Raw genomic sequence first — 24,524 nt, 5'->3', positions numbered from 1 at the left:
TGTCAGGCCTCTTCATTCCATATCAGGACTTATAGGTCAAACCTATGACTTTTATAGAAATCATATCTTGGAATTATAAACGTGGTGATGTTATATTTAGAGCATTCAAGAGAGACTCCACTTTCTCTTCCAATGAACGATTCTACTAATGAGGTGAAAATATGGGCAACAAGACAATGTTTGAAAAGATTTGGGACAATCACGTAATCCATCAGGAGGAAGGCAAGCCAAGTATCATTTACATCGATCTGCATCTGGTGCATGAGGTTACTTCCCCACAGGCTTTTGAAGGGCTGCGTCTCAGCGGCCGCAAGGTTCGCCGTCCGGGTCTAACTTTTGCAACTATGGATCATAACGTGCCTACCAAGGACCGCTACAATATCACAGATCCTATTTCCAAGCAGCAAATTGATACCTTGTCGCAGAACTGTCGAGACTTTGGAGTAAGACTGTTCGATCTGAATGATATTGACCAAGGTGTAGTGCATGTTATGGGGCCGGAAATCGGATTGACTCATCCTGGTAAAACGATCGTCTGCGGCGACAGCCATACCTCCACACACGGGGCATTCGGCGCGTTGGCTTTCGGAATTGGTACCAGTGAAGTAGAGCATGTGCTGGCCACCCAGTGCCTGCAGCAATCGAAGGCCAAAACGATGGAAGTCCGCTTCACCGGCAAACGTAATCCCGGAGTTACTGCTAAAGATATGATCCTCGGTGTGATTGCCAAATACGGTACGGATTTTGCGACTGGCTATGTTATCGAATATACAGGCGAGGCGATTCGTGAGCTGTCAATGGAAGAACGCATGACTGTCTGCAACATGTCAATCGAAGGTGGGGCAAGGGCGGGTCTGATTGCTCCGGATGAGACTACCTTCAACTACCTGCGCGGACGCCAATACGTGCCGCAGGGTGAAGCTTATGAAGCTGCCGTTGAAACCTGGAGAGGGTTTGTCAGCGACGAAGGTGCAGAGTACGATACGGTTGTTGAATTCGATGTAGAGACTTTGATTCCGCAGGTAACCTGGGGAACCAGCCCGGGTATGGGTACGGATATAAGCTCCACTGTGCCGAATCCGGCGGATTTCACAACAGAAAATGAACGCAAAGCCGCTGAAAAAGCGCTTGAGTATATGGATTTGGTGCCAGGAACACCGATTTCCGAAATCGGCATCGATTATGTCTTCATCGGATCTTGCACGAATGGACGCATTGAAGATTTGCGGGCTGCCGCGGAGGTAGCCAAGGGACATAAAGTGTCTAATCAGGTTACCGCAATAGTGGTTCCGGGATCTGGACGCGTTAAGCTTCAGGCCGAGAAGGAAGGGCTTGATAAAGTATTCACAGAAGCAGGATTCGAATGGCGAGAAGCCGGCTGCAGTATGTGCCTGGCTATGAACCCGGATGTTCTGCAGCCTGGACAGCGCTGCGCATCTACCTCGAACCGTAACTTTGAAGGACGTCAGGGACGCGGCGGACGCACACATCTGGTTTCTCCTGCTATGGCGGCTGCGGCTGCGATCAAGGGTCACTTTACTGATGTCCGTGACTGGAACTACAAGACGGAAGCCGTCAACGCATAGAACTTGAGAGAGCAGGAGGATATAATCATGGATGAATTCAAAAAATTAACCGGAATTGTTGCCCCGGTGGACCGGGTAAATGTAGATACGGATGCTATTATCCCTAAGCAATTTTTGAAACGGATCGAACGCACGGGTTTTGGACAATTTCTATTCTACGAATGGCGTTTTGATGAAGCTGGAAATGATAATGCAGCATTTGAAATGAACAAACCCCGCTATAAAGGGGCTTCAGTTCTGATCTCCCGGGCCAATTTCGGCTGCGGCTCCTCACGTGAGCATGCACCTTGGGCGATTATGGATTACGGCTTCAGAGTCGTGATTGCACCTTCGTATGCGGATATTTTCTACAACAACTGCTTCAAAAACGGCATTCTGCCGATTAAGCTCTCAGAAGCCCAGGTAGATGAGCTGTTTAAACGTACGGCAGAGCATGAAGGTTATCATTTGACGGTGGATCTGGAAAATAACCAACTCAGTGATGATTACGGCCTTAGCATTACGTTTGAGCTGGATGAGCACCGCCGCCAGTTCCTGCTGCAGGGACTGGATGATATCGGGCTTACGCTTCAACATGCGGATGAAATCGCCGCCTATGAGGAGCGCCACGCTGCTAAGCTGTTTTCTTAAGAGAAGTCAATACAAAAACTTTACAATATTTACACAAAACTTCTATTTCCGGGTGTCGGAAATAGAAGTTTTTTTGCTATAATCGATATATTCATTGCCGTAGAAGGCAACTTTTGGAGTTTTCTGTCGTCTTAATCTTATCTATGTATCTATCAATTGCCAGAAGGAGAGGAAAGGATGAGAAAAGCCGGACAACGGGTGCTATTTCTATTGCTGCTGCCACTGCTACTGCTATCATTCGCCGGCCATGAAGCCGCTGCTGCCGGGAACAGCACGGGCAGAATTGTAATGGACAATAAGGAGTTAGAGCTTCCCAAGGGAATCAACCTGGAAAACGTAAATGGAAGCGTTATGATTCCTATCCGTGTGGTGGTTGAGAATTTGGGATTTGAGGTACTGTGGGAGCAGAAGTCACGTAAAGTCACTGTTCAGCAGGATGGGAAAAGTGTTCAACTGGCTGTAGGCAGCAAAACAGCCGAAGCGGATGGAGTATCTCTGCCACTGAATGCGGCACCGAAACAGACCGGTGGCACAGTGCTGGTGCCTATCCGTTTTGTCAGCGAGCAGTTTGGCCTTAAGGTTGGATGGGACAACAGTGACAAAACGGTCTATTTGAGTGGTGGAATAACTGGCGAACCTGGCAGTTCAAACATTCCACAGCCGACAGCAACACCAATTCCAACACCAACCGTAACACCACAAGCAAGCCCCGTTCCTACAGACAGTCAAGGGACAGGGGGAGATATTGTAACCGGAGTGATTGCTCCCACACCTACCCCTATCCCGGGAAGTGCGGGTACCGTGGCTACTTCACCTCAGGTAATGGGCGCTGTATTCAGCGAGAACAGGCTGATCATCGCTGCGGCTGGGGGAGCCAAGCCTATTGTGTCTAAGATTGGCGGTCCGGACCGTATCATCATAGATTTTCCCGGCGCTGCATTTGCATCCGATTTTGTCGGGAGCTTTCCTGGTGTTTCCGCCAGCGGGAGTCCACAGGGCAAACTCGATGTTAGCGGCTATCCGCTGATTACCGAAGTGAGGTATGCGTTATTCAGTGCTAGTCCGCCCTCCGTCAGATTTGTCATCCAAACCATTGGCAGTCAGTCGTATCAAGTCAGTACAGATGACAGCACTGGGCTCGTAACCATTGATTTGAATACGGGGAGTAATGGAGCCCCGGCCACAGGAGGAACCGGAATCACCGGGAAGCCGATAGTCGCCCTTGATGCAGGGCATGGCGGGTCGCAATCCGGTGCCGTCAGCTTGACGGGAAAACTGGAGAAAAACTTCAACCTCGCTGTAATTCAAAAGGTAGGAGCACTGCTGAATCAGGAGGGACTGGTGACCGTTGTCTACACAAGAACCACGGACACCACACTTGGACTGCAGGACCGTGTAGTGATTGCGGAAGCTGCAAAGGCTAATTTGTTTATTTCTGTGCACGCCAATTCTTTGCCTGCCGATTATCCGAACAAAGATAAGGTCAATGGCAGTGAGACTTATTATTCACGGACCGAAAGCTTGCCTCTCGCACAGATTATGCATAAGCATCTGGTCGCTGGAACGGGCTTCAAAGATAATGGGGTAAGAAATAAAAGTCTTCATGTTACTAGAGAAACGAGTATGCCGGCTGTACTACTGGAGGCAGGTTATCTTACCAATCCGGGTAACGAATCGGCGCTGTACAGCGATCTGTTACAGGATAATCTTGCTCGGGAAATCGTTGCTGGAATCAAGGAATACCTCGGATTGTAGAGTGGCCTCCCCTCTAAATTGAGGCAAGGAAGTATGTTTTAGTGTGGCAGATATCCGCAACTTTTATGGGCAGCCGGAGTCTAATGATTGTCGAAGGTTGTCAGTCGGATTGTCAGCATGAACGCTATTTTAGGCGGAATACTAGATTCTTAGAGGTGAAGAATGAAGAAATTTTCTTTTATGCTGTTGCTGCTGCTCTTTGTACTGGTTCTGCCGGAGCAAGGACATGCCGCCTCCGGGACCAGCAAGATTTTTCTGGATGACAAGGAGATCACCGCAGGGCAGGATGTTTCTGTTGAAAATGTAAACAACTCTGTCATGGTACCGCTTAGGATGATTGCCGAAAACCTTGGATATAAGGTGGACTGGGATCAGAAGAGCAAGACGGTTACGATTGAACAACAGGGCAAGACTATTAAGCTGATTGTGGATCAGACAACGGCATCTGTAGATGACAAGACTATGATTCTAACAACAGCACCGCTGCTCCGTAGTGACACGACACTGGTGCCGATCCGGTTTATCGGGGAACAGTTCGGCCTTACGGTCAAATGGGATAACACAGCCAAGGTAGTAAATCTTATTACCCCGGAAATACCCGAGAGTAACAACGGTTCAGGGGAAAGTGCTGCTGACGGCGGGAGCGGTGTAGTCGTACCTCCAGCAGATCCGACGGCTGATTTAACTATGGTTAATGGCGTCAGCTTTAGCGAGAACAGGCTGAGCATTGCCATGGATGGAAATTCTCAGCCGAAGGTATTCAAGGCATCCGGACCTGATCGGATCGTGATTGATTTGCCGAATGCCACATTCTCGGATGTATTCGGGACAGGCCAGGTTCTTGATCCGAATTTGAACGGCAAACTTACTGTAACCAATTATCCGGATGTATCGGGCGTTCGCTACTCGTTATACAGCACTAAACCGTATACGGTTCGTTTTGTAATTGATCTGAATCAAGCCAAAAATTATAGTGTTGATGTGTCAGGAGATACCTCCAAGCTTGTCGTTATTGATCTAAATGCGGAAAGCACAGATGACACTGCGACATTGCCCGGCAATAGCGGACGCAAACTTGTAGTACTGGATGCGGGCCATGGAGCCAAGGATTCAGGTGCAATCGGGATAACTGGCAAATATGAAAAGAACTTCAATCTGGCAGTGGTACTGAAGGCTGCTGCGTTGCTGAAGCAAGAAAACAATATCGATGTCGTGCTTACCCGGAGTGATGATACTTTCCTTGAACTCAAGGATCGGGCAGGCATGGCCAATAATCTCAAAGCAGACCTCTTTATTTCTGTTCACGCCAACAGCAGTGGTTCATCAGTATCAAGCGGATCAGAAACCTATTTTCAACGGGATGCCAGCAAGGCGCTGGCGAACGTAATGCATAAGTATCTTGTACAGGCAACCGGATTAAGTGACCGTGGTGTCCGGTATGGTAATTTTCACGTCATACGTGAAACGACTATGCCTGCCGTACTTCTAGAAGTCGGCTACCTGAGTAATAAAGGCGATGAATCCCTGTTGTTCTCCGAGGCTCTGCAGAACAAAGTAGCTGCAGGGATTGTTGCCGGTATTAAGGAATATCTCAAATTATAGCAGCAGTCAAGCGGCAGAGCAGGGCCGCAAAGTCAGCTTTCGGCCGTAGCATCAGGTCAAAAAGGCTTTGCGGCCCTGTCTGCCCATATTCATCCAGAGGGGGTAATTGTTGATGAACAAGAAATGGACCTATGCAGGTATTTCAGCTTTGCTTTTGCTTGTGATCGCTGGATGCGGCGAAAAACCTGCAGCAGCACCGGCCGGTAACGCTGGACAAGATTCCACAACGGTCGTGAACGGCGCTGGCAGTACTGCTGAAAGCACCAACGGGGGCGGTGAGGATGTTGTAGCTACTGCAACCGCTCAGCCGACCGCAGAACCTGCTACTCCTTCGCCCACAGCGACAGAGCAGCCCACTGCTCCCGACAAACAGAGTCAGAACATATCCGTGTATTTCACTGATCCTCAGCAAATGGAGCTCGTTCCCGCTAAAGCTGACATAAGCTATGCAAATGATGTGGAGAAGTACAGCGAGGCTTACAAAGCCCTGCAGAGCAGCACCAACCCTGACCAGATTCCTTTATGGGGTAAAATTGAACTTAAATCGCTTAAATTTGCGGACGGCCAGATTACAATGGACATTCATAAACCAGATGAAGCCCAACTTGGTGCTGGTGGTGAGGCTTTTGCCATCAGCGCACTGGCTGAGACCCTGTTTCAATTTAAAGAAGTGAAGAGTATTGAGGTTCTTGTAGATGGTGAACAAGTTGAAAGTCTCATGGGACATGTGGATCTCGAACATCCAATGACCAGAGAAAACAGCGGTTTGTAAGGAAGATGCAGGTATATTCCGGTTAACCGGCGAAATGATTTACTAATATTTTAATATGATCCAAAGAGAGGGGAATAACCTATTGTCCGGGCAAAAAAGGTCAAAACGTTCTATTCATACTTATTCCAGCAAAGCGGCAACCGTAATTCTGGCCGGCACGATGGTGCTTGGCGGAGCAGCATCCGCGTTTGCCGACACGGCTGCACCAGTGACAACCTCAGCAGTGACTAACGTAACTGCTCCGGCAGCGGCAGCCGGGATTTTTACTGACGTGAAAAGCGGCTTTTGGGCCGAAAAACATATTTATAAGTTGGCTTCCCAAGGGATTGTTGTAGGGAATAACGGTCTGTTCCGTCCGGGGGATTCCGTTACCCAGCAGGAGGCGGTGCTCATGGCACTCCGTTTCATGAAGTTGCAGGGCAATGTGAATACCGGTACCGATGTTGTGCTTCCGACAGATTTCAAAGTAACCAATTACTATAAGCCTTATGTAGTCCTTGCTTTCCAGCAGGGGTTGCTGGACAAGACGGTGGAAATGGCTGCCGATAATCTGAAGACCTCCTGGGGGGAACGCAAGGCCAGCCGAGAATGGGTAGCCGAACTTCTGATCCGGGCGCTGGGCAAAAATGCGGATGCTGCTGCTGTATCCAGTCAACCGACCGGGTTTGCCGATGACGCCAAAGTTACTGCGAATAAACGGGGATACATTAAGACCGCAGTGGATCTGGGTATAGCCAATGGCCTGGACGGTAACCGGTTTGACCCGCAAGGTGCTGTGACCCGTGCGCAGCTGGCTACTTTCTTCAGCCGTGCAGAAGCTCACAATACATTGGATTATGATAATACCGTCAAAGGCAGCATCAGTGCCCTTCAGAACGGCAAGCTGACACTATACAATAGCGGGAGAACAACTGTATTCGATTTGACTTACAGTACTGCCTATTTTACCAGCACATCAGAAACTAGAATCAATTTCAGTGACCTCAAGCCTTATACCAAAGTGACTGTTATCGGTGCTACCTATAATGCCGCTTATGTAGAAGTAACCGATCCAGCGCAGCAGGTGCAGACCATTGAAGGCGTTTTTGCCAAAATCACACCGGGTACAATCTGGCTGGATTCTCCAACCGGATATGATCAGTACAGCTATGATGGAAGCACCTCCTTTGTGGACGTGAACGGGGCAGTAATTACGCCTTCCTCTATTACCGCTGCGAGCAAAGTTTCCCTGCTCCGGGAGACCTATAGTGGTGCAGGCAAGCTGGTTAAGGTACAGGTAACCTCGGGTATTGTGAACAAAACAGCGACCGGAACCATTCAGAATGTCGATACCACAGCCAAGAGCATTACATTCAAAACAGCTGATGGGCAGACGGAATCCTTCAAATGGGAGGATGGCACAACCCTGTTCAGCTCTCAAAGCTCGGTGCTGCTGCCTGCCGATCTGAAGGTGGGGGCTTCGGTGAAATATTCCATTAAGGATAATATGATCCGGACCGTAGATGTGACTTCAGGGGTAGAGCGCACCGTACAAGGGTCGATTACTGAACTGACCAGCTCCACAGTAGTCTACAAAAAATCGGATGGCACGCGAGAAGTGAAGCTGCTTGGATCTGCGCCTGCCATCGTAATTCCGGGTGTTACCACTCCTGTCATTGGTGATCTGATCGCCGACGCCTCTGCAGGAGATAATGTACAGATCACATTGAACAGCAGTGACCAGGTTACGAAAATTGAAGTTCTGAGCCGCCAGATTGATCAATTCACTGGTGCGACAGTGGTAGATTATAGTGTGAAAACCCAGCTGCTGACGGTTATGGACAGCAGTGGAAAAGCTCACCTGGTGAAGCTCGATACCACTACTAAGCTCGCTTCAGAAGGGGTGGCGAATACTTCGTTGACCAATATGGGGTATGTACTGACCGAAGGCCGCAAAGTAGATGTTGTGGCTGCTGGACAGCGAGCTATTTCTGTGGAGACGAGCAGCAAATATGAAGGTACACTGACCGCTGTGAATACAACCAATAAAACAATGACGATGAAGCTTTCCAATGGACAACTGCTGACCTTGCCTTACCCGCAGTCCGTGGACATCTTTGGCCGCTCGAATCTAGCAATCACCGATGTGGCACTTAACAGTGCGGTAACTGCCGTACTTGCCGGTAACCAGAATGTGGTTTCCGTTCTGCGGGTGAATTCTTCTGTCCAGCTCGAAATTATTACCCTGGATGCAGCCGCAAACAAGCTGGGAGTGAAATGGTCGGGAGGAACATCCGAATTGTACACCCTGACACTGCCGATGACGGGCGATACTGGACAAAACATAAAGATCAGTGATTTGAAGGTTGGAGACTTTGTGAATGCCTCATTTAATGGCAGCACACCGCTCTCTCTCCAAGCGGTTAAGCTTAGTACGGGTCAGTTGACAGCTGTGAATGCTAGCACAGGAACATTAACTGTGAAGGATTACAAAGCGGGTACTCAGACCATCACGGCGACTGGTGGGGTCAAGATTATCCGTGACGGGTCTACTGCAACTACGCTCGGCTCACTTACTACTGCAGATCGTGTGGAAGTGCGCAAGGACTCCGATGGTTCCACGATTATACGTGTATTGAGCCAGCAGTCACATGCTTTCTCGCGCTACGAGAGTGGAACGAATGAGATTTTGGTGAAACGTGCAAGTCTTGACGATAATAATTTCCGCTTTGCGCTGGGTGCAAATGTATATATTCATCAAGGTGACACGACTTTATCCGTGCAATCTCTCAAAGAAAATGATAATATTATAATGTATTTTAATAATAATGTTCTTGTTGAGATAGTGAAACAATAAGTGCTTGGTGATTTTCCGTGTGAAACACCGTCTTGATTCAGGCGTTTTGCCTGCATCAAGACGTTTTTTTTGAAATATACAGCTGGTGATGTGTTAGCTAATAATGTATGAACGTGTACGTTACAATACATACTTTGCTTATATTTCTTTACAATTGAGAAGTTACACTCACTGCAGGTGGTGAGAGGTAACACTCCGTGGAGGGGACACTATGAAAGTTGCAGAGGTCCGCCACATCCTGGATACCATCGGAGAGCTGTTCCCTGATGCGCATTGTGAGCTGAACCACAGCAACGCATTTGAGTTGACAATAGCCGTGCTGCTCTCAGCCCAATGTACGGACGCAACAGTGAATAAAGTAACCGAGGACCTGTTCCAAAAGTATAAAGCCCCGCTCGACTATGTTTCGGTACCCATTGAGGAACTGGAGAGCGACATCCGGCGAATAGGTTTGTATCACAACAAAGCGAAGCATATTCAAAGTCTCTGCTCAATCCTGATTGAGCGGTATGGCGGAGAGGTGCCTCAGGCGCACGATTTGTTAATAACCCTGCCGGGTGTGGGGCGCAAGACTGCTAATGTAGTAGTATCCAACGCTTTTGGAGTCCCGGCCATTGCGGTGGATACCCATGTAGAGCGGGTGGCCAAGAGGCTTGCCCTTGCAGGCTGGAAAGATTCTGTGCTGGAAGTGGAGAAGAAGCTGATGAAGGCGGTGCCGCGTGACGAGTGGACACTCACGCATCACCGGCTGATCTTTTTTGGACGTTATCACTGCAAAGCACAGAATCCCAAATGTCAGGTGTGCCCGCTCTTGGATGTGTGCCGGGAGGGTAAGAAACGTATGAAAACTACTGTAATCAGGAAAGCTAAGGATCATACGGAAACAAGTGATTAAGAGTTAGAGATGAAGAAGAGGATGGGATAGAGATGAAGTGCATTTCTGTATATACCGATAATTTTGAAGCGTTCTCCGATATCTTTGAACGTGTAGTGGAAAGCCCGCTTGAGGAAAACGAAGAACAGGAAGTGGAAGGCATCACGATCAGCCACTCCGGCGATGTGCCTGAGCATTACCTGGAACGTATGTCCCAAAAACCTGAAGTTGTTGTGATGAGAGATAAATCCCGTGGCTTGACCATTCTGCAGCACGGTAAGGTATTTGAAATTCTGCTGCCAGTTCTGGAAACTGCTTAAGACACTCAGCTTGGTTTCATAAGCAGGAGTGAACCAAATCGGATGTGAGAAAGCCGGCCCAAGGGCCGGCTTTTTGGTATGCAATGAAAAAATCACTGTTGATTTTGCTCTTATTGCTCGTTAGTTTCGCTCTCAACGAATTCTTTTAGCAGCGACAGTCTGTCATCCCAATAGGTCTCGAAGAAGGCGAGCCAGTCTTTTAGTTCTGCAAGAGGCTCAGGGTGAAGTGAATACCTTGTCTCCCTGCCAATCCGTCTGGAGCTGACAAGACCAGCATCAGATAAAATATGCAGATGTTTGTTAATGGCTGTACGCGAAAGAGGGAAGTTCTCCGAAATGGCCACAATCGGCATATCCTTATGGGCAAGCAGCTGTAACACGCTTCTGCGGGTGGGATCAGCGATCGCTTGAAATACATCGTGCTTGAGTGCCGGGGCAGCCACTGCTTAAGCCTCTGTATAACGAACGAGACTTTTGTTGACAATACCTTCCCATCCACCGTCCATAATTCCGCGGATCATTGAATGAGGTTGTCCGAACTCGGTAGCCTTTGTTTCATCCCAGCCTGAATGAATCAGGGTAAACTCTGTTTGCTGTTGGTCCAGCTCTTTTAATTCAAACACCAGATGCCAGTCTTTGCCCCAATCAAAACCCAGCCGGTGAGGAGGGGTAAGTTCAGTTACAGTGCAAGGAGAATCACCAAATTGGCTTGAACGCAGGATAAACTCCTTACCCAGGACCGGTTCAAATGTATTATCCATCCACCAGGCTGCAATCCCCTCAGAAGTGGACACAGCGGTCCATACCTTTTCAATAGGAGCTTTAAGAACTACAGTTTTGCGAATTTCGGGCAATGCCTTTTCAGTGTGCATAAGTTACCTCCTATTTTTGTAACACCTTTTGGTTTCATGATTGATTGTAACACCATAAGGTGTTGCATTTCAATAGCTATAAGAACTTCAACAAGTTTGTAAAGCCATACCTGGATTTGTGAGATTCGTGAAGGATTATAGGGGAATTTGTAAATAGTTCTGATTTGAATTGTGGCAAACTGGTGATAAAATGTAATTATTCTATTCTTGGTAGTTATATGATACACGAAGCAGCGAAGGTGGGAGTAAACGTGGGAGCGGAACGGGCCAAAATGGAGAATGAAATCTTGAAGAAACCGTCCTATTCTGGGCTCAGCAAGCTTATGAAACAATGGGGCGATCCGGCTGCAGAACAAATCATCTCGGATTTGGAGTTAAAAGCTGCTGCGGGTGAGCTGACCTTTGCCTTTTGCGGGCATTTCTCAGCAGGGAAATCGAGTATGATCAATCAACTGTGCGGTAAGCCTGTCCTGCCTTCCGGGCCGGTTCCAACCAGTGCGAATATCGTATCCATCCGCAGTGGAACCCCTCGTGTTCTGCTGTATCCGCAAACTAGTGAAACTGGAACCAAACCGGCTCCATGGGAGACAACACCGGAACAACTGCAGGATTTTTGCCGCAGAGGGGGCGAATACGCCGCCATATCTGTATGGGAGAACGTGCCGTTGCTGGGGAGCCATGGAGTTCTGATGGATACACCGGGGGTGGATTCCACCGATAACGGACATCAGGCGGCAACGCATTCGGCACTCCATTTGGCGGATGTTGTGTTTTATGTGATGGATTATAATCATGTGCAGTCCGAGAATAATCTGGCCTTTGCCAAAGCACTGAGTGAATGGGGCAAGCCCCTGTATCTTATCATTAATCAGATTGACAAGCACCGTGAACAGGAAATTACGATTGAAGTGTACCGGAAGCAATTGGTAAGCGCTTTCGATCAATGGGGGATTCAGCCGGCGGGAATTCTCTTTACTTCACTTAAGGTTCAGGAGCATCCATTGAACCAGTGGAAGGATCTGCTGAATCTGATTGAGAAACTCCTGGAGCAACGGGATGAGCTGCTTCAGTACAGTCTGTCCCGTTCCCTTTATCATACCGCAGATGCAGCCCTGGCAGCTTGCAGAGAAGGACAGCGGGAGGAACGGGAGCATCTTCTTGGGGAAGTTGGAACAGCGGAGGAACGGGATAATGTGGAGCGGGAGCTCCTCGAATGTGCGGATGAGCGGGCAAAGGTTCTGACGCTGGCTGAAGAGGCGCGTCATCAGCTGCGAACCCGTCTGGATGCACTGCTGGGCAACAGCAACCTTATGCCGGCAGAGGTCCGGGAAGCTGCCGGGGCCTATGCCGAAAGCGTCAGTCCCGGCTTCCGCAAGGGACTGCTCTTCACGGCAGCGAAACGGGAGAAGGAACAGCAGAAACGGCTGGCCGCCTGGCATGCGCTGCAGGGACGGGAGATTGCCGCCCAGCTGGAATGGCATCTGCTCCAGCTGGTCCGGCAGTGGGGCGAAGACCTCGGAGTCTGGGATGAGGCGGCAGAGACGGCACTTAAGCAGGCGTTCCCGGCGTTCAGCCCCGGGGTGCTGGCGGCTGCCGTCAATCCGGGAACCGGCTTCAGCGGCGAGGCGCTGCTGAATTTCTGCCGCACCCTTGCGGCTGAAATGAAGAGCCAGTTCCGCCGCGCTGCCCTGGGCATCGGCGATGAGCTGCTGGCGAAACTGCCGCCGCTCCTGAACGAGCGGCTCGCGGATGTATCGCGCCGCGAGGCAGCCCTGCAGCGGCAGGCGCGCGCGCTCAGCGCGCTGGCTGCCCTTGACCGCGCGGCGGACGCCCGCGCGGCAGAGCTCGCGGCGCTGCTGCCGCAGCGCCGCACCCTCACCCCCGGCACGCTGCCGGAGGTGAGGGTCACCCCGCAGGCGGGCGCGCCCGGCGCCGCGCCGCGGGAGACCCAGCCGCCGCAGGGCGCAGCGGCTGGAAGCCCCGCCGCAGGACTTGCGGCGGGGACGGCTTCGCCGGCGGGCGGACGCCGCCGGCTCGGGAAAGCCGCAGCGGTGCTGGACGCTGCGGCGGAGCTGCTGCGCAGCGAGCCGGCCATGGCCTCGGCTGCGCGCAGCCTGACGGCGCGGGCGGCGGATCTCGCCGGCGGCCGGTTCACCCTGGCGCTGTTCGGAGCGTTCAGCGCCGGCAAGTCCTCCTTCGCCAATGCCTTACTGGGCGAAGATGTGCTGCCTGTGTCTCCGCATCCCGCCACAGCGGCAGTGAACCGTATTTTGGCGCCGGAAGGGGACTTCCGTCACGCCAGCGCGGTGGTCACCATGAAGAGCGTGGAGGATTTCTGGGAGGATATCCTCCATTCCTTCAGTGTGCTCCAGCTTGATCCGCCGCAGCTGGAGAGCTGGACTTCGAGCGCTGGCAATCTCCAGGTCAGCGGGCTCCATCCCTCTGCACTGCCGCATGCCGGATTTCTCCGGGCGGCAGCAGCAGGCTGGAAGGAAGCAGAACCCTTGCTCGGAACCGTACGCACTGTCGATCTGCAGGAATACCGCCAGCTGGTCGCCGAAGAGACACGGGCCTGCTTCATCCAGGGAATTGATCTCTATTACGACTGCCCCCTGACAGCCGGCGGTATCGTACTGGTTGATACCCCTGGAGCGGATTCACTGCATGCGCGTCATACCGGAGTAACCTTTGGTTATATGAAGAATGCCGATGCGATATGTTTTGTGACCTATTACAATCATGCGTTCTCCAAGGCGGACAGGGGTCTGCTGGCCCAGTTGGGCCGGATCAAAGACAGCTTTGCGCTGGACAAAATGTTCTTCATCATCAATGCCTCCGATCTGGCCTCAGATGAGGAAGAGCTGCAGGAGGTGCAGAAGCATGTTGCGCAAAATCTGCGCGCCGGCGGTCTGAATGCACCACAGATGTATTCCCTCTCCAGCCTGCTTGCACTGGAAGGGAAAACGGCAAATAACCGGGAAATCTATGAGGCTTCCCGGTTCAGCAGCTTCGAGCAGGCACTTGCACATTTCGCAGGCGGGGAACTGCCGAGGCTGTCACTGGCAGGGGCCAAAGACAGCCTCGGCGCCATCCGGCGCCGGACGGAAGAGTGGCAGGAGAAGGCGCGTCAGGCGGCGGGCCAGCGTGAAGTGCAAATGAGGGAGCTGCAGGAGCAGCGGAGTCAGGCAGAGCGGCGGCTGGCTCTGCTGGCCGCTGAGGAGCGTCCGCGCCGGGATTTACGCAAGGAAGGTGAGGAATTGCTGTATCATGTCCGCCAGCGGATCTCCTTCTCCTTTGGGCGTTTCTTTCAGGAATCGTTCCATCCCTCTCTGCTCCGTGAAGACGGCGGCCATCTGAAAGATATCTTTACAGCCTGTGGGAGAGAACTGGAACGGACGACTCAGCGGGAGCTGGAGCAGGAGCTGTGGGCCACCACACTCCGGCTGGAGGCTGCCGGGCGCCGTCTGGTGAACTCAGCCGCAGCAGCTGCAGCTGAAGAGCTGTCCATACCACCGGAAGAGCTACACTTTCTTCAGAATGATAAGGAGCCTTGGCCTGCTCCGGCCAAGCTGGAAGTCAGACTGGAGCCGCTGGATTGGACGGCGCTGTGGAGCTGTTTCAAATCCCCACGCCATTTCTTTGAGGGAACCGGCCGCAATGAGGTTAGAGCAGGGGCCGAGCCTGGGATGAAGGAAGCCGTGGCAGGGGCTGTTGAAGAACAGGAGAGCTTTTTGCTGGACTTCTATGTAGAACGTATGGATGCTGCTTTCACCCAAGTAGTGAATGAGCTGAGTGAGAATCTGTCCGAGCGGGAAGCGGCGATCACAGAGCTCCTGAGAGGGGGTGATTCTGCAGAGCATTGGAGTCATCTCAGCAGCGAATTGCTCCAACTCGAACAAGCTTTGGGCGATATCGTGGACAACGATCTGTGAAGTTTGTAGGAAAATGTCGAAGAACACTTGCATTCTGACGGATGATGGAAGAAAATAAAGGAGCCTGAAAATTTACAGTTTGCATTGCGTCGTTTACAGAAACATAGAACGCAGCAATCAAATTGGCGAAAGAGGTTGGAATCGACAATGTGGGGAGCTCCTTTTTCAGCCCAGAGCCGTAAGCTGCTGCTCCTGGGCAGCGGGGAATTGGGCAAGGAAGTCATTATCGAAGCTCAGCGCCTTGGCGTAGAGACCGTAGCTGTGGATCGTTATGAAGATGCACCGGCGATGGGAGTGGCCCATCGTTCCTATTGTTTTGATATGCTTGACGCGGAAGCACTGAAAAAGCTGATTCGTGAAGAAAAGCCGGATCTGATTGTTCCGGAGATCGAAGCCATTGCCACACATGCACTCCAGGAGCTGGAGCAAGAAGGATTCTTTGTAGTCCCTACCGCACGTGCAGCGCGGCTGACGATGGACCGGGAAGGCATCCGCCGGCTGGCCGCCGAGGAGCTGGGCTTGCCTACAGCAGCCTACCGTTTCGCGGATAGTCTGGACGAGCTGCGTCAGGCCATAAGGATCCTGGGCACCCCGTGTGTGATTAAGCCGATCATGAGTTCGTCCGGCAAAGGGCAAAGCGTATGCAAGAAGCCTGAGGATGCCGAACATTGCTGGAATACGGCGCTGGAAGGTGCACGTGCCAAAGGAACCCGGGTTATTGTAGAAGCCTTTGTGACCTTCGAGAGTGAGATCACACTCTTAACCGTACGTTCAGTCAGCGGTACGGTATTCTGCCCTCCGATCGGCCACATCCAGAAGGATGGCGACTATGTGGAGTCCTGGCAGCCTCATCAAATGAGTGCAGCCCAGTGGGCTGAGGCTCAAGAAATCGCCCGCGCGGTGACAGACCAGCTTGGCGGGTTTGGGATTTTTGGCGTGGAGCTGTTTCTTACGGATCATGGTGTATTGTTCAGCGAAGTTTCGCCGAGACCGCATGATACCGGCATGGTTACTATGATTACACAGGATTTATCGGAATTTGCTCTGCATGTCAGAGCCATTCTTGGATTTCCGCTCGACTCGGTGCAATTGCTGTCACCGGGCGCATCAGCAACATTGAAGGCAGAAACAGCCGGACAAGCTTATAGGGTGACCGGTATTGGCGAAGCGTTGGCGCTTCCCCGTACACAGGTCCGTGTGTTCGGCAAACCGGAGATCCGCCCTGGACGGCGGATGGCCGTAGCGTTAAGTGCAGCGGAAGATGTGGAAATCGCGCGGACGACAGCCAAGCAGGCGGCGTCTATGCTAAAAGTGGAGGTAATTGAGGATGAACAGTAGTACTCAGGAGCAGGTACTGCAAATTCGCAAATGCGGCTTGAATGATCTGGAGAGAGTGACAGCCCTTCTGCGGGAATTCGGCTATCCGACAACGCTTAGCGTGATGAAAGAAAGAATGGAAGACATGGAGACTGATCCGTTCCACTGCACTCTCGTTGCAGAACTGGATAATGAAGTTGTGGGAATGGTTGGACTACGGAAGGTAAGATCCTATTACAAGCATGCAGACTGTATTATGGAGATTACCGCACTGATCGTAGCTGAGGAGCTTAGAGGCAACGGACTTGGAAAAAGACTGGTGGCCTCAGCAGAAGACTGGGCACGCCAGCAGGGATGCTGCCAGCTTTTCCTGAGAAGCGGCAACCGGGTGGAACGTGCGCCGGCACATGCTTTTTACCGTCATATCGGATTCGAGAAAACCACCGGCTACCGCTTCAACAAATCATTGCTATAGACCATATGCACCAATCATCCCCATCCCGGTTCAAGCGGGATGGTTTTTTTTTGCCCGTATGATCTATTTCTCCATACACATACGCATTCTATGTATTCCCGCCGTAAATCCACCTTCCTTAACTTAACCATAGATTGAGTCGTTCGAATCAGATAGAATGGGTGTAGAATGACCTAAACCTGATTCAAAGAGGGATGGAAAATGTATAAATTGATTCTTGCCGAAGACGAAGAAGAAGTAAGAGAAGGGATTATTGCGCAAATCGACTGGGAGCACTACGGGTTTGAGGTTGTGGATCAGGCAGAGAACGGGCGGGAAGCCGCAGACTCCATTGACCGGCTGTTGCCGGATGTAGTCGTAACCGATATCCAGATGCCATTTATGAACGGGCTGCAGCTGGCGGAATGGATCCGCAGCCGTCACCCTAATACGAAGATAATTATCTTGACCGGATATGATGAATTCGAATACGCCCAGAAGGCGATCAAGCTGCAAATAGATGAATATATTTTGAAACCGTTTTCTGCACAGGAGCTGATTGACGTTCTGCTTAAGGTAAGGGCAACGATAGAAGCGGAGATTGCCGAGAAGGAGAATGTGTTTGTACTGAGTGAGCATTACCGCAAAAGTCTGCCGGTGCTCCGTGAGCAATTTCTCTCGTCTCTGGTCTCCCGCAGACTCCCCGCTGCAGAGATTGCCGGAAAGAGTGCTGAATACGGTATAGAATTAAGCGGTGCGCGGTTTCAGGCATCTGTGATCCGTGTGGATTATATCCGCGAGGGCGGAGATGATGCTGTAACAACTAATCGTCCTGTATCACTCAGAGATACGGGTGAACGTAATCTTCAACTCTTTGCCGTACTGAATATTGCTGAAGAAATCTGTCAAAAGCATGGATTCGGCAAAGTATTTATCTACCGTGATGATGTGGTGGTGCTCTCGGTCAGCGAAGACAGGGATGAGGCCGCCATTACCAGCCGCACCTATGCTATTCTTGAGGAAATCCGCCAGAATGTTCAGCGTTATCTTAAGCTTACTGTGACAGCGGGCTCCGGTACGGCCTGTAATTCTCCAGCCCTCTTGTCCCATTCCTTCAACGATGCTCTGCAAGCGCTGGATTATCGTCTGATCCTTGGAAATAATAGAGTGATCTGGATCGAAGACGTAGAATCCCGGGTTGGGCGTATGCTGGCGTATGACGAGCTGACCCAGCAGTCGCTGATCCGTACGATCAAGCTGGGTACCCTCCAGGAATTGAGAGAGGTAGTGGACGAGCTGTTTGGCGGATTGGATGCGGCACTGGTGAGCACGCAGGAATATCAGATTTTTCTGCTCGAGATCATCACCACGATACTTCGGGTAGCCAAGGAATCGGGCAGTGAGATGAGCGATTTTAACGGCCTGGGATTCTCCTCCCTGACAGAGATTCAGAAATTCAACAATATGGGTGAGGCCAGGGAATGGATTATCGGTGTGTGCAGCCGGCTCATGGATTCCATTGCCTCGGAAAGGCAGTCCAGCTACAAGCAGCTGATCGACCAAGCCAAGGATTATATCCGCAGCCATTATGAGGAATCCGATATATCGATCGGCAGAGTCTGCCAGCATTTGCACATCAGTACCGGCTACTTCAGCAGCATTTTCAAGAAAGAAATGAAGATGACCTTTGTCAGCTACCTGCTGCAGATTCGTCTGGAAGCGGCCAAAGAGCTGCTGCGTTCGACAGAGCTTAAGGCATTTGAAATTGCCGAAAGAATCGGTTTTGCCGACCCGAACTATTTCAGCTTTTGCTTCCGTAAGAAATATGGTCAATCGCCAAAAGAGTACAAAAACAGCTCACGGGGAGGATAAGTTATGATCAAGCCAAAGGCTTATTTTTTTCCGCTTCGTCCCCAGCCGCGCAAGCGGGGCAAGCTTCGCTTGTCCTCCAAGCTGCGGAGTATCCAGCTCATTATTACATTAACCTTTACGGCGGTCACTGTACTTGTTGCAGTGATCGTTAGTTTTATGCTGTATAACAAATTTGCCGCAACCGCCGAAAAGAACGCCAATATGAACATGCAGCAGATTATTGAGCAGGTGAATTATAACCTGGAGCTGTATGTTAAAGGGATGGGAAGTATTTTTGAAACGGCTGAGAAGCAGATTACAGCCAGTCCTTCTATTGATTCTTCCTTGCTTGGCGAACGGATGGGTACGCTGATGAGCAGCCGCGAAGATCTCGTCTCGGTAGCAGTGTTCACCCCTAAAGGTAAATATGTGGTCGGCACACCAGGCCAGAATATGCGGCTCAATACCCAGCTGCAAAGTCAAAGCTGGTTCACTTCGGCTATCAAAAGCTCTGAGATTTCCTATTCAGCTCCACATATACAGAATTTGTTCAAGGGGCGTTATACCTGGGTGGTCTCCACCAGCAAGTTGATTGAATACAAAGAAAACGGGCTTACCAAAACGGGCGTGTTGCTGATCGACTTCAATTTCCGTACGATTGATCAGCTCAGCCGACAGGTAAAGTTGGGTAACAGAGGGTATGCTTACATTCTTGATCCGCAGGGCAACATTGTTTACCATCCACAGCAGCAGCTGATTTATGCCGGGCTGAAGTACGAGAATGTGGAGCCTGTGCTGGCGTATGAATACCGCAGCTATCTGGATGAATCTACAGGAGAGAAACGCTTTATCACAGTACGCACACTGGCCCAGACAGGCTGGAAGATCGTCGGTGTGGCCTATTACGATGAGATTGTGACGACTAAGCACGACCTGAACCATTTTTTAATCTGGTTTTTGGGTTTCGTTATCCTAGGTGTAATCGTGTTATCTATCTTTCTGTCCTGGCTGATTGCCAGTCCCATCCGCAAGCTGGAACGGACGGTCAAGCTGGTTGGAGAAGGGGATCTGAACACGCCGATTGATGTTAGCGGTGCATATGAAATAGAACAGCTGTCCCGGCGCTTTAACATGATGCTGCAGCGGATTAGGCAGCTCATGGACCAGATTATCTATGAGCAGGAAACCAAGCGCAAGGGTGAGCTTGAAGTGCTGCAATCGCAGATTAACCCCCATTTTTTATATAACACACTGAATTCGGTCATCCGGCTGGCGGAAAGAGGTAAAACGGATGAAGTGGTGACGATGATCCAATCACTGTCGAAATTTTTCCGTATCAGTCTCAGTAAAGGGAAGAATATGATCACCATGCAGGAGGAGCTGGATCATATCCGGCATTACCTGGTCATTCAGAGCCTCCGCTTCAAAAATAAATTCCGCTATGAGATTAAGGCGCAGGATGAGGTTCTGACGTATCAGACGATCAAGCTGATTCTGCAGCCGATTGTGGAGAATGCCCTCTACCATGGCATTGAAATGATGCCCGATGAAGGACTGATTACTATTACTGCAGAGCTGCAGGAGAGGATGATTGTTATCCGGATCAGTGACAACGGGCTTGGCATGAACCAGGAGACACTGAAAACGATTCTGAGCGGCGGTAAAACCAGCGGCGGATCAGGTGTGGGAGTTCGGAACGTGAACGAACGGATCGGACTTGTCTACGGACGGGAATACGGACTCACCTTTGAGAGTGAGATTGAAGAAGGCACAACGGTTACAGTCATCTTTCCTGCGGTCCGGGCCCAGGAGGGGCCAGAAGAAGGGAAGGAGGAATCCGTACAATGAGAAACTTACGCTTAGGGGTTGTTTTGCTGGTGTGCGTAGTACTGGGGTTTACGGTCACTTCCTGCCTGGGTACTTCTCCGGCATACATCAGTACAACTAACATACACAACGTCCATATGATTGTAAAAATGAACAAAGGCGACTACTGGAACACTGTGAAGCTGGGTGCGGAGGCCGCAGCCAAGGAGTTCAATGTGAAGCTGACATTCAAAGCGCCGGATTCTGAGAGCGACATCGACGAGCAAATCAAGATGGTAGAGGAGTCTATTAAGCAAAAGGCTGATGTAATCATTCTTGCAGCCAGTAGTTACATGGGGCTCGCGCAGGTGGTGGACCAGGCCGAATATTACAAGATTCCTGTAATTTCGGTAGATGCGGAGGTAGGTTCAGCCAAGGTCAAGACCTATGTGGGCTCAAACGGCTATGAAGCCGGGCAGAAATCAGCAGAAAGGCTGATTAAGCTTTTAAATGGCTACGGGGAGATCGGTATCATCAATTTCACGAATTCCACCGGACACCAAGGCTCATCCGGAGCAATTGATTACGGAGCACGGGACGCGAATGAACGGGAAATGGGTTTTCTGAACTATGCCGCCCGGTTTCCCAATGTAGAGGTTGTACAGATTTCCTATACTTCATCCGATACTAGCGATGCTGAACAACTAACCCGGGATATGCTGTTGAACCATCCTGATCTCCGGGGCATTGCCACACTGAATGAAACAGCTTCACAGGGCGCGGGCAATGTGATTCAGGAGCTGGGCTTCAGCCAGTTGAAGATGGTCGCCTTTGACAGCTCTCCGTCGATGATGGAAATGCTGCAGAATGGTACGGTTCAAGCTACAGTCATCCAGAATCCCTTCAGCAACGGATATTTGGCCGTCAAATATGCCGTAGAAGCCTCTGAGGGCATTAAAGTGCCTGAGCGTGTGGATACCGGTACGAAGCTGATTGATCTGGAGAACATGTTATGGCCGGAGAACCAGAAGTTATTATTTCCCTTTGTCCGGTAGAAGGTCCAGATCATTAGAATTTTTATAAAAATGAGTAGGATTTTATATTCGCAACCGCTTTCACGTCGGGCATAATAAGGATGTACCCAGGACATACTGGGCACAACTAAAAAGAAACATATATCAGGAGGTCAAATAATTATGAAAAAAATCACTTCCGTTTTACTAGCCAGTGCTCTGCTGGGTGCAGCTCTCGCAGGCTGCGGCGGCAATAATAATGCAAAGACCGACAATACAGGCAATGCTGCAAAAGCTACCAACAGTGCAAACTCCGGTGCTGCTGGTAAGACTCCAAAGGTCGGCGTGGCTATCTACAAATTTGACGATACATTCATGACCGGTGTCCGCAATGCCATTGACACAGCTGCCAAAGGCATCGCTACTGTAGACATCGTAGACAGCCAGAACTCACAGCCTACACAGAACGATAAGGTGGACCTTTTCATCACAAAGAAATACGACGGCATGCTGATCAACCCGGTTGACCGCACAGCAGCAGGCGTAATTATCGACAAAGCCAAAACAGCAAATATTCCGGTAGTATTCCTGAACCGCGAACCGCTTCCAGAAGATATGAAGAAATGGGACAAAGTATACTACGTAGGCGCTAAAGCTGAAGAGTCCGGTACGATGTCCGGCCAGCTGATTGTAGACTACTGGAAGGCTCATCCAGAAGCTGATAAGAACAAAGACGGCGTGCTCCAATATGTAATGCTGAAAGGCGAACCTGGACACCAGGATGCCGAGCTGCGTACCACCTACTCCATCCAGGCCATCGAAGATGCCGGCATCAAGGTAGAGAAACTGGCTGAAGACACAGCAATGTGGGATCGTGTTAAAGGACAAGAAAAAATGGCAGCCTTCCTAGGCTCCCACGGTGACAAGATTGAAGCTGTTCTTGCCAACAACGATGATATGGCCCTCGGTGCGATCGAAGCTCTGAAAGCTGCAGGATACTTCACTGGCAACAAGTATATGCCGGTTGTAGGGGTAGATGCTACAGCTCCAGCTGTTCAAGCGCTGCAAGACGGAACTATGCTTGGTACGGTGCTGAATGATGCCAACAACCAAGGTAAAGCTGCAATTACATTGGCTGCATTACTGGCTAAAGGTGAAACGCCTACCAAAGAAAATGTGGGCTTTGACATCACAGACAACCAATATGTATGGATTTCCTACAAAAAAATTACTAAAGATAATGTAGCTGACGCTAAATAAAGCTTAATACAAATAAAGCCGGGGAGTAGAAACTGCTCCCCGGAATTCCTTACGGGTAGGAAGCAGAAGGGAACCGCTGTGCCTCTCATGGAAAAAGACAAATAGCGTAGGGGGCGTAACAACATGGCAAAAACTGAATTTTTGCTGGAAATGAACAATATTACCAAAGAATTTCCCGGAGTAAAAGCGCTGGACGGCGTGAGCCTGAAGGTAAGGCCGGGTTCGGTCCATGCACTGATGGGTGAGAACGGCGCAGGCAAGTCTACACTCATGAAATGTCTGTTTGGGATCTATTCACCGGATGCCGGTGAGATTTTTCTGGATGGTGAAAAGGCTAATATCACCAACTCCAATGATGCTTTGGGTCACGGAATCTCCATGATACACCAGGAGCTGCATCCTGTGCCGTTCCGCAATGTGATGGAGAATATCTGGCTGGGGCGTTTTCCGACTAGAGGGTTCGGACCGATTCAGTTCATTGACCACAAGAAAATGTTTACTGACACTGAAAACCTTTTCAAGGATCTGGATATCGATCTGAATCCCGAAACCCTGGTAGGTAAACTGTCTGTATCCAAAATCCAATCTATCGAAATCGCGAAAGCCGTCTCTTTTCATTCACGCGTTATTGTAATGGATGAACCTACCTCCTCGCTGACCAGTGTGGAAGTGGAGCATTTGTTCCGGATTATCCGGGATCTGCAAAAAAGAGGCGTGTCTATTATTTATATATCCCACAAAATGGAGGAAATCCTCGAGATTTCTGACGAAGTGACGATCATGCGTGACGGCAAAAAAATCGGTACATGGCCTTCGGCAGAGTTGACAACGGATCTGATTATTTCCAGAATGGTTGGCCGCGACCTCACGAACCGGTTCCCTGAACGCTCCAACGTTCCCGGTGAGGTTTTCCTGAAAGTGGAAGGGCTTACATCGCCGGAACCGAGATCGTTCAAGGATGTATCCTTTGAGCTCAGACGGGGTGAGATTCTGGGTGTCGGCGGTCTGGTTGGTGCACAGCGTACGGAAGTTATTGAGGCCCTGTTCGGACTTCGTGCAATAAAATCCGGTAGCATTTCCATTGCTGGCAAGAAGGTTAATATTCAGTCGCCGCAGGACGCCAAAAAACACGGGTTGGCACTGCTTACCGAAGAACGGCGTGTAACGGGGATTTTCCCGGTGCTATCTGTTCATGAGAATGGGGCTATTGCCAATCTGGATCGTTATCAGACGCCTTATCTACTGCTCGACGGCAAGAAGAAAAAGGTTGAAGTGGATAAGATGATTGAAAAGCTTCGCACCAAGACACCAACCACCAAAACACAGATCATGAATTTATCGGGTGGTAACCAGCAAAAGGTGCTGCTGGCCAGATGGCTGTTAACCGAGCCTGAGGTACTGCTGCTGGATGAACCGACGCGCGGGATTGATGTCGGGGCCAAATTCGAGATCTATTCGATCATCGCCGATTTGGCGAAGCAGGGCAAAAGCATCATCATGATCTCTTCGGAAATGCCGGAACTGCTCGGGATGTCCGACCGCGTAATGGTTATGTCTGAAGGCAAGCTGACAGGAATACTAGAAGGCGAGCAGGCTACGGAAACCGAAGTTATGCGTCTCGCTGCACAGCATTAAGGGGGAAAC

18 protein-coding genes are annotated in these 24,524 nt (G+C 50.5%); 16 read left to right on the top strand and 2 right to left on the bottom strand.

Annotated elements, in window-relative coordinates:
• Nucleotides 1–161 precede the first annotated feature (161 nt).
• The 8 genes from leuC (at nt 162) to A3849_RS31460 (ending at nt 10,375) form a co-directional block, all read left to right on the top strand.
• Nucleotides 162–1,586: a 3-isopropylmalate dehydratase large subunit gene (gene leuC, locus A3849_RS31495; RefSeq protein WP_074114971.1), complete on the top strand. Its 1,425-nt coding sequence runs from the start codon at nt 162–164 to the stop codon at nt 1,584–1,586.
• A gap of 27 nt (nt 1,587–1,613) precedes the next feature.
• The gene (gene leuD, locus A3849_RS31490) at nt 1,614–2,216 is read left to right on the top strand and encodes a 3-isopropylmalate dehydratase small subunit (RefSeq protein WP_074087676.1); all 603 of its coding nucleotides are present in this window, start codon (nt 1,614–1,616) and stop codon (nt 2,214–2,216) included.
• 177 nt (nt 2,217–2,393) lie between these two features.
• Entirely contained in the window at nt 2,394–3,971 is a 1,578-nt protein-coding gene (locus A3849_RS31485) for an N-acetylmuramoyl-L-alanine amidase family protein (protein ID WP_074114970.1), read from the top strand.
• A 162-nt stretch (nt 3,972–4,133) separates the two neighbouring features.
• Entirely contained in the window at nt 4,134–5,573 is a 1,440-nt protein-coding gene (locus A3849_RS31480) for an N-acetylmuramoyl-L-alanine amidase family protein (RefSeq protein ID WP_074114969.1), read from the top strand.
• Nucleotides 5,574–5,685: 112 nt separating this feature from the next.
• Nucleotides 5,686–6,345, top strand: coding sequence for a GerMN domain-containing protein (locus tag A3849_RS31475; RefSeq protein WP_074114968.1), 660 nt, complete (start codon nt 5,686–5,688; stop codon nt 6,343–6,345).
• Between the two features lie 82 nt (nt 6,346–6,427).
• Entirely contained in the window at nt 6,428–9,181 is a 2,754-nt protein-coding gene (locus tag A3849_RS31470; protein WP_178382870.1) for an S-layer homology domain-containing protein, read from the top strand.
• Between the two features lie 211 nt (nt 9,182–9,392).
• Nucleotides 9,393–10,076 carry an endonuclease III gene (gene nth / locus A3849_RS31465; protein WP_074114966.1) on the top strand — a complete coding sequence of 228 codons (684 nt, stop codon included), beginning with the start codon at nt 9,393–9,395 and terminating at the stop codon, nt 10,074–10,076.
• A 32-nt stretch (nt 10,077–10,108) separates the two neighbouring features.
• Nucleotides 10,109–10,375 carry a hypothetical protein gene (locus A3849_RS31460; RefSeq protein ID WP_020432793.1) on the top strand — a complete coding sequence of 89 codons (267 nt, stop codon included), beginning with the start codon at nt 10,109–10,111 and terminating at the stop codon, nt 10,373–10,375.
• Nucleotides 10,376–10,485: 110 nt separating this feature from the next.
• Here the strand turns inward: A3849_RS31460 and A3849_RS31455 are convergent, their stop codons facing one another.
• A complete protein-coding gene (locus A3849_RS31455; RefSeq protein ID WP_074114965.1) occupies nt 10,486–10,818 on the bottom strand; it encodes an ArsR/SmtB family transcription factor in 333 nt (110 codons plus the stop codon).
• Nucleotides 10,819–10,821: 3 nt separating this feature from the next.
• Nucleotides 10,822–11,247, bottom strand: a complete 426-nt coding sequence (locus tag A3849_RS31450) for an SRPBCC family protein (protein WP_074114964.1) — start codon at nt 11,245–11,247, stop codon at nt 10,822–10,824.
• A 251-nt stretch (nt 11,248–11,498) separates the two neighbouring features.
• On the opposite strand from A3849_RS31450, the gene A3849_RS31445 reads away from it, so the two are divergent.
• The 8 genes from A3849_RS31445 (at nt 11,499) to A3849_RS31410 (ending at nt 24,515) form a co-directional block, all read left to right on the top strand.
• Nucleotides 11,499–15,179: a dynamin family protein gene (locus tag A3849_RS31445; RefSeq protein ID WP_178382869.1), complete on the top strand. Its 3,681-nt coding sequence runs from the start codon at nt 11,499–11,501 to the stop codon at nt 15,177–15,179.
• Nucleotides 15,180–15,326: 147 nt separating this feature from the next.
• Nucleotides 15,327–16,517 (top strand): formate-dependent phosphoribosylglycinamide formyltransferase, encoded by a 1,191-nt coding sequence (gene purT, locus A3849_RS31440; RefSeq protein ID WP_074114963.1) that lies wholly within the window; start codon nt 15,327–15,329, stop codon nt 16,515–16,517.
• Nucleotides 16,507–16,971, top strand: coding sequence for a GNAT family N-acetyltransferase (locus A3849_RS31435; protein WP_074114962.1), 465 nt, complete (start codon nt 16,507–16,509; stop codon nt 16,969–16,971). Before purT ends, A3849_RS31435 begins: the two co-directional genes overlap by 11 nt.
• A 201-nt stretch (nt 16,972–17,172) precedes the next feature.
• Nucleotides 17,173–18,822 (top strand): response regulator, encoded by a 1,650-nt coding sequence (locus A3849_RS31430; RefSeq protein WP_074114961.1) that lies wholly within the window; start codon nt 17,173–17,175, stop codon nt 18,820–18,822.
• A 3-nt stretch (nt 18,823–18,825) separates the two neighbouring features.
• The gene (locus A3849_RS31425) at nt 18,826–20,649 is read left to right on the top strand and encodes a sensor histidine kinase (protein ID WP_083613761.1); all 1,824 of its coding nucleotides are present in this window, start codon (nt 18,826–18,828) and stop codon (nt 20,647–20,649) included.
• On the top strand, nt 20,646–21,662 hold the full coding sequence (locus A3849_RS31420; protein WP_074114960.1) for a substrate-binding domain-containing protein: 1,017 nt from the start codon (nt 20,646–20,648) through the stop codon (nt 21,660–21,662). Before A3849_RS31425 ends, A3849_RS31420 begins: the two co-directional genes overlap by 4 nt.
• Before the next feature lie 141 nt (nt 21,663–21,803).
• Nucleotides 21,804–22,880, top strand: a complete 1,077-nt coding sequence (locus tag A3849_RS31415) for a galactose ABC transporter substrate-binding protein (RefSeq protein WP_143191957.1) — start codon at nt 21,804–21,806, stop codon at nt 22,878–22,880.
• A gap of 123 nt (nt 22,881–23,003) precedes the next feature.
• Nucleotides 23,004–24,515: a sugar ABC transporter ATP-binding protein gene (locus tag A3849_RS31410; protein WP_074114958.1), complete on the top strand. Its 1,512-nt coding sequence runs from the start codon at nt 23,004–23,006 to the stop codon at nt 24,513–24,515.
• Nucleotides 24,516–24,524 lie beyond the last annotated feature (9 nt).

Origin of the sequence: Paenibacillus sp. P46E, assembly GCF_001909095.1 — a bacterium.
Lineage (GTDB): Bacteria > Bacillota > Bacilli > Paenibacillales > Paenibacillaceae > Paenibacillus_AQ > Paenibacillus_AQ helianthi.
Note: the sequence above shows the minus strand (reverse complement) of the source record. Positions and strands in the feature narration are given on the sequence as shown.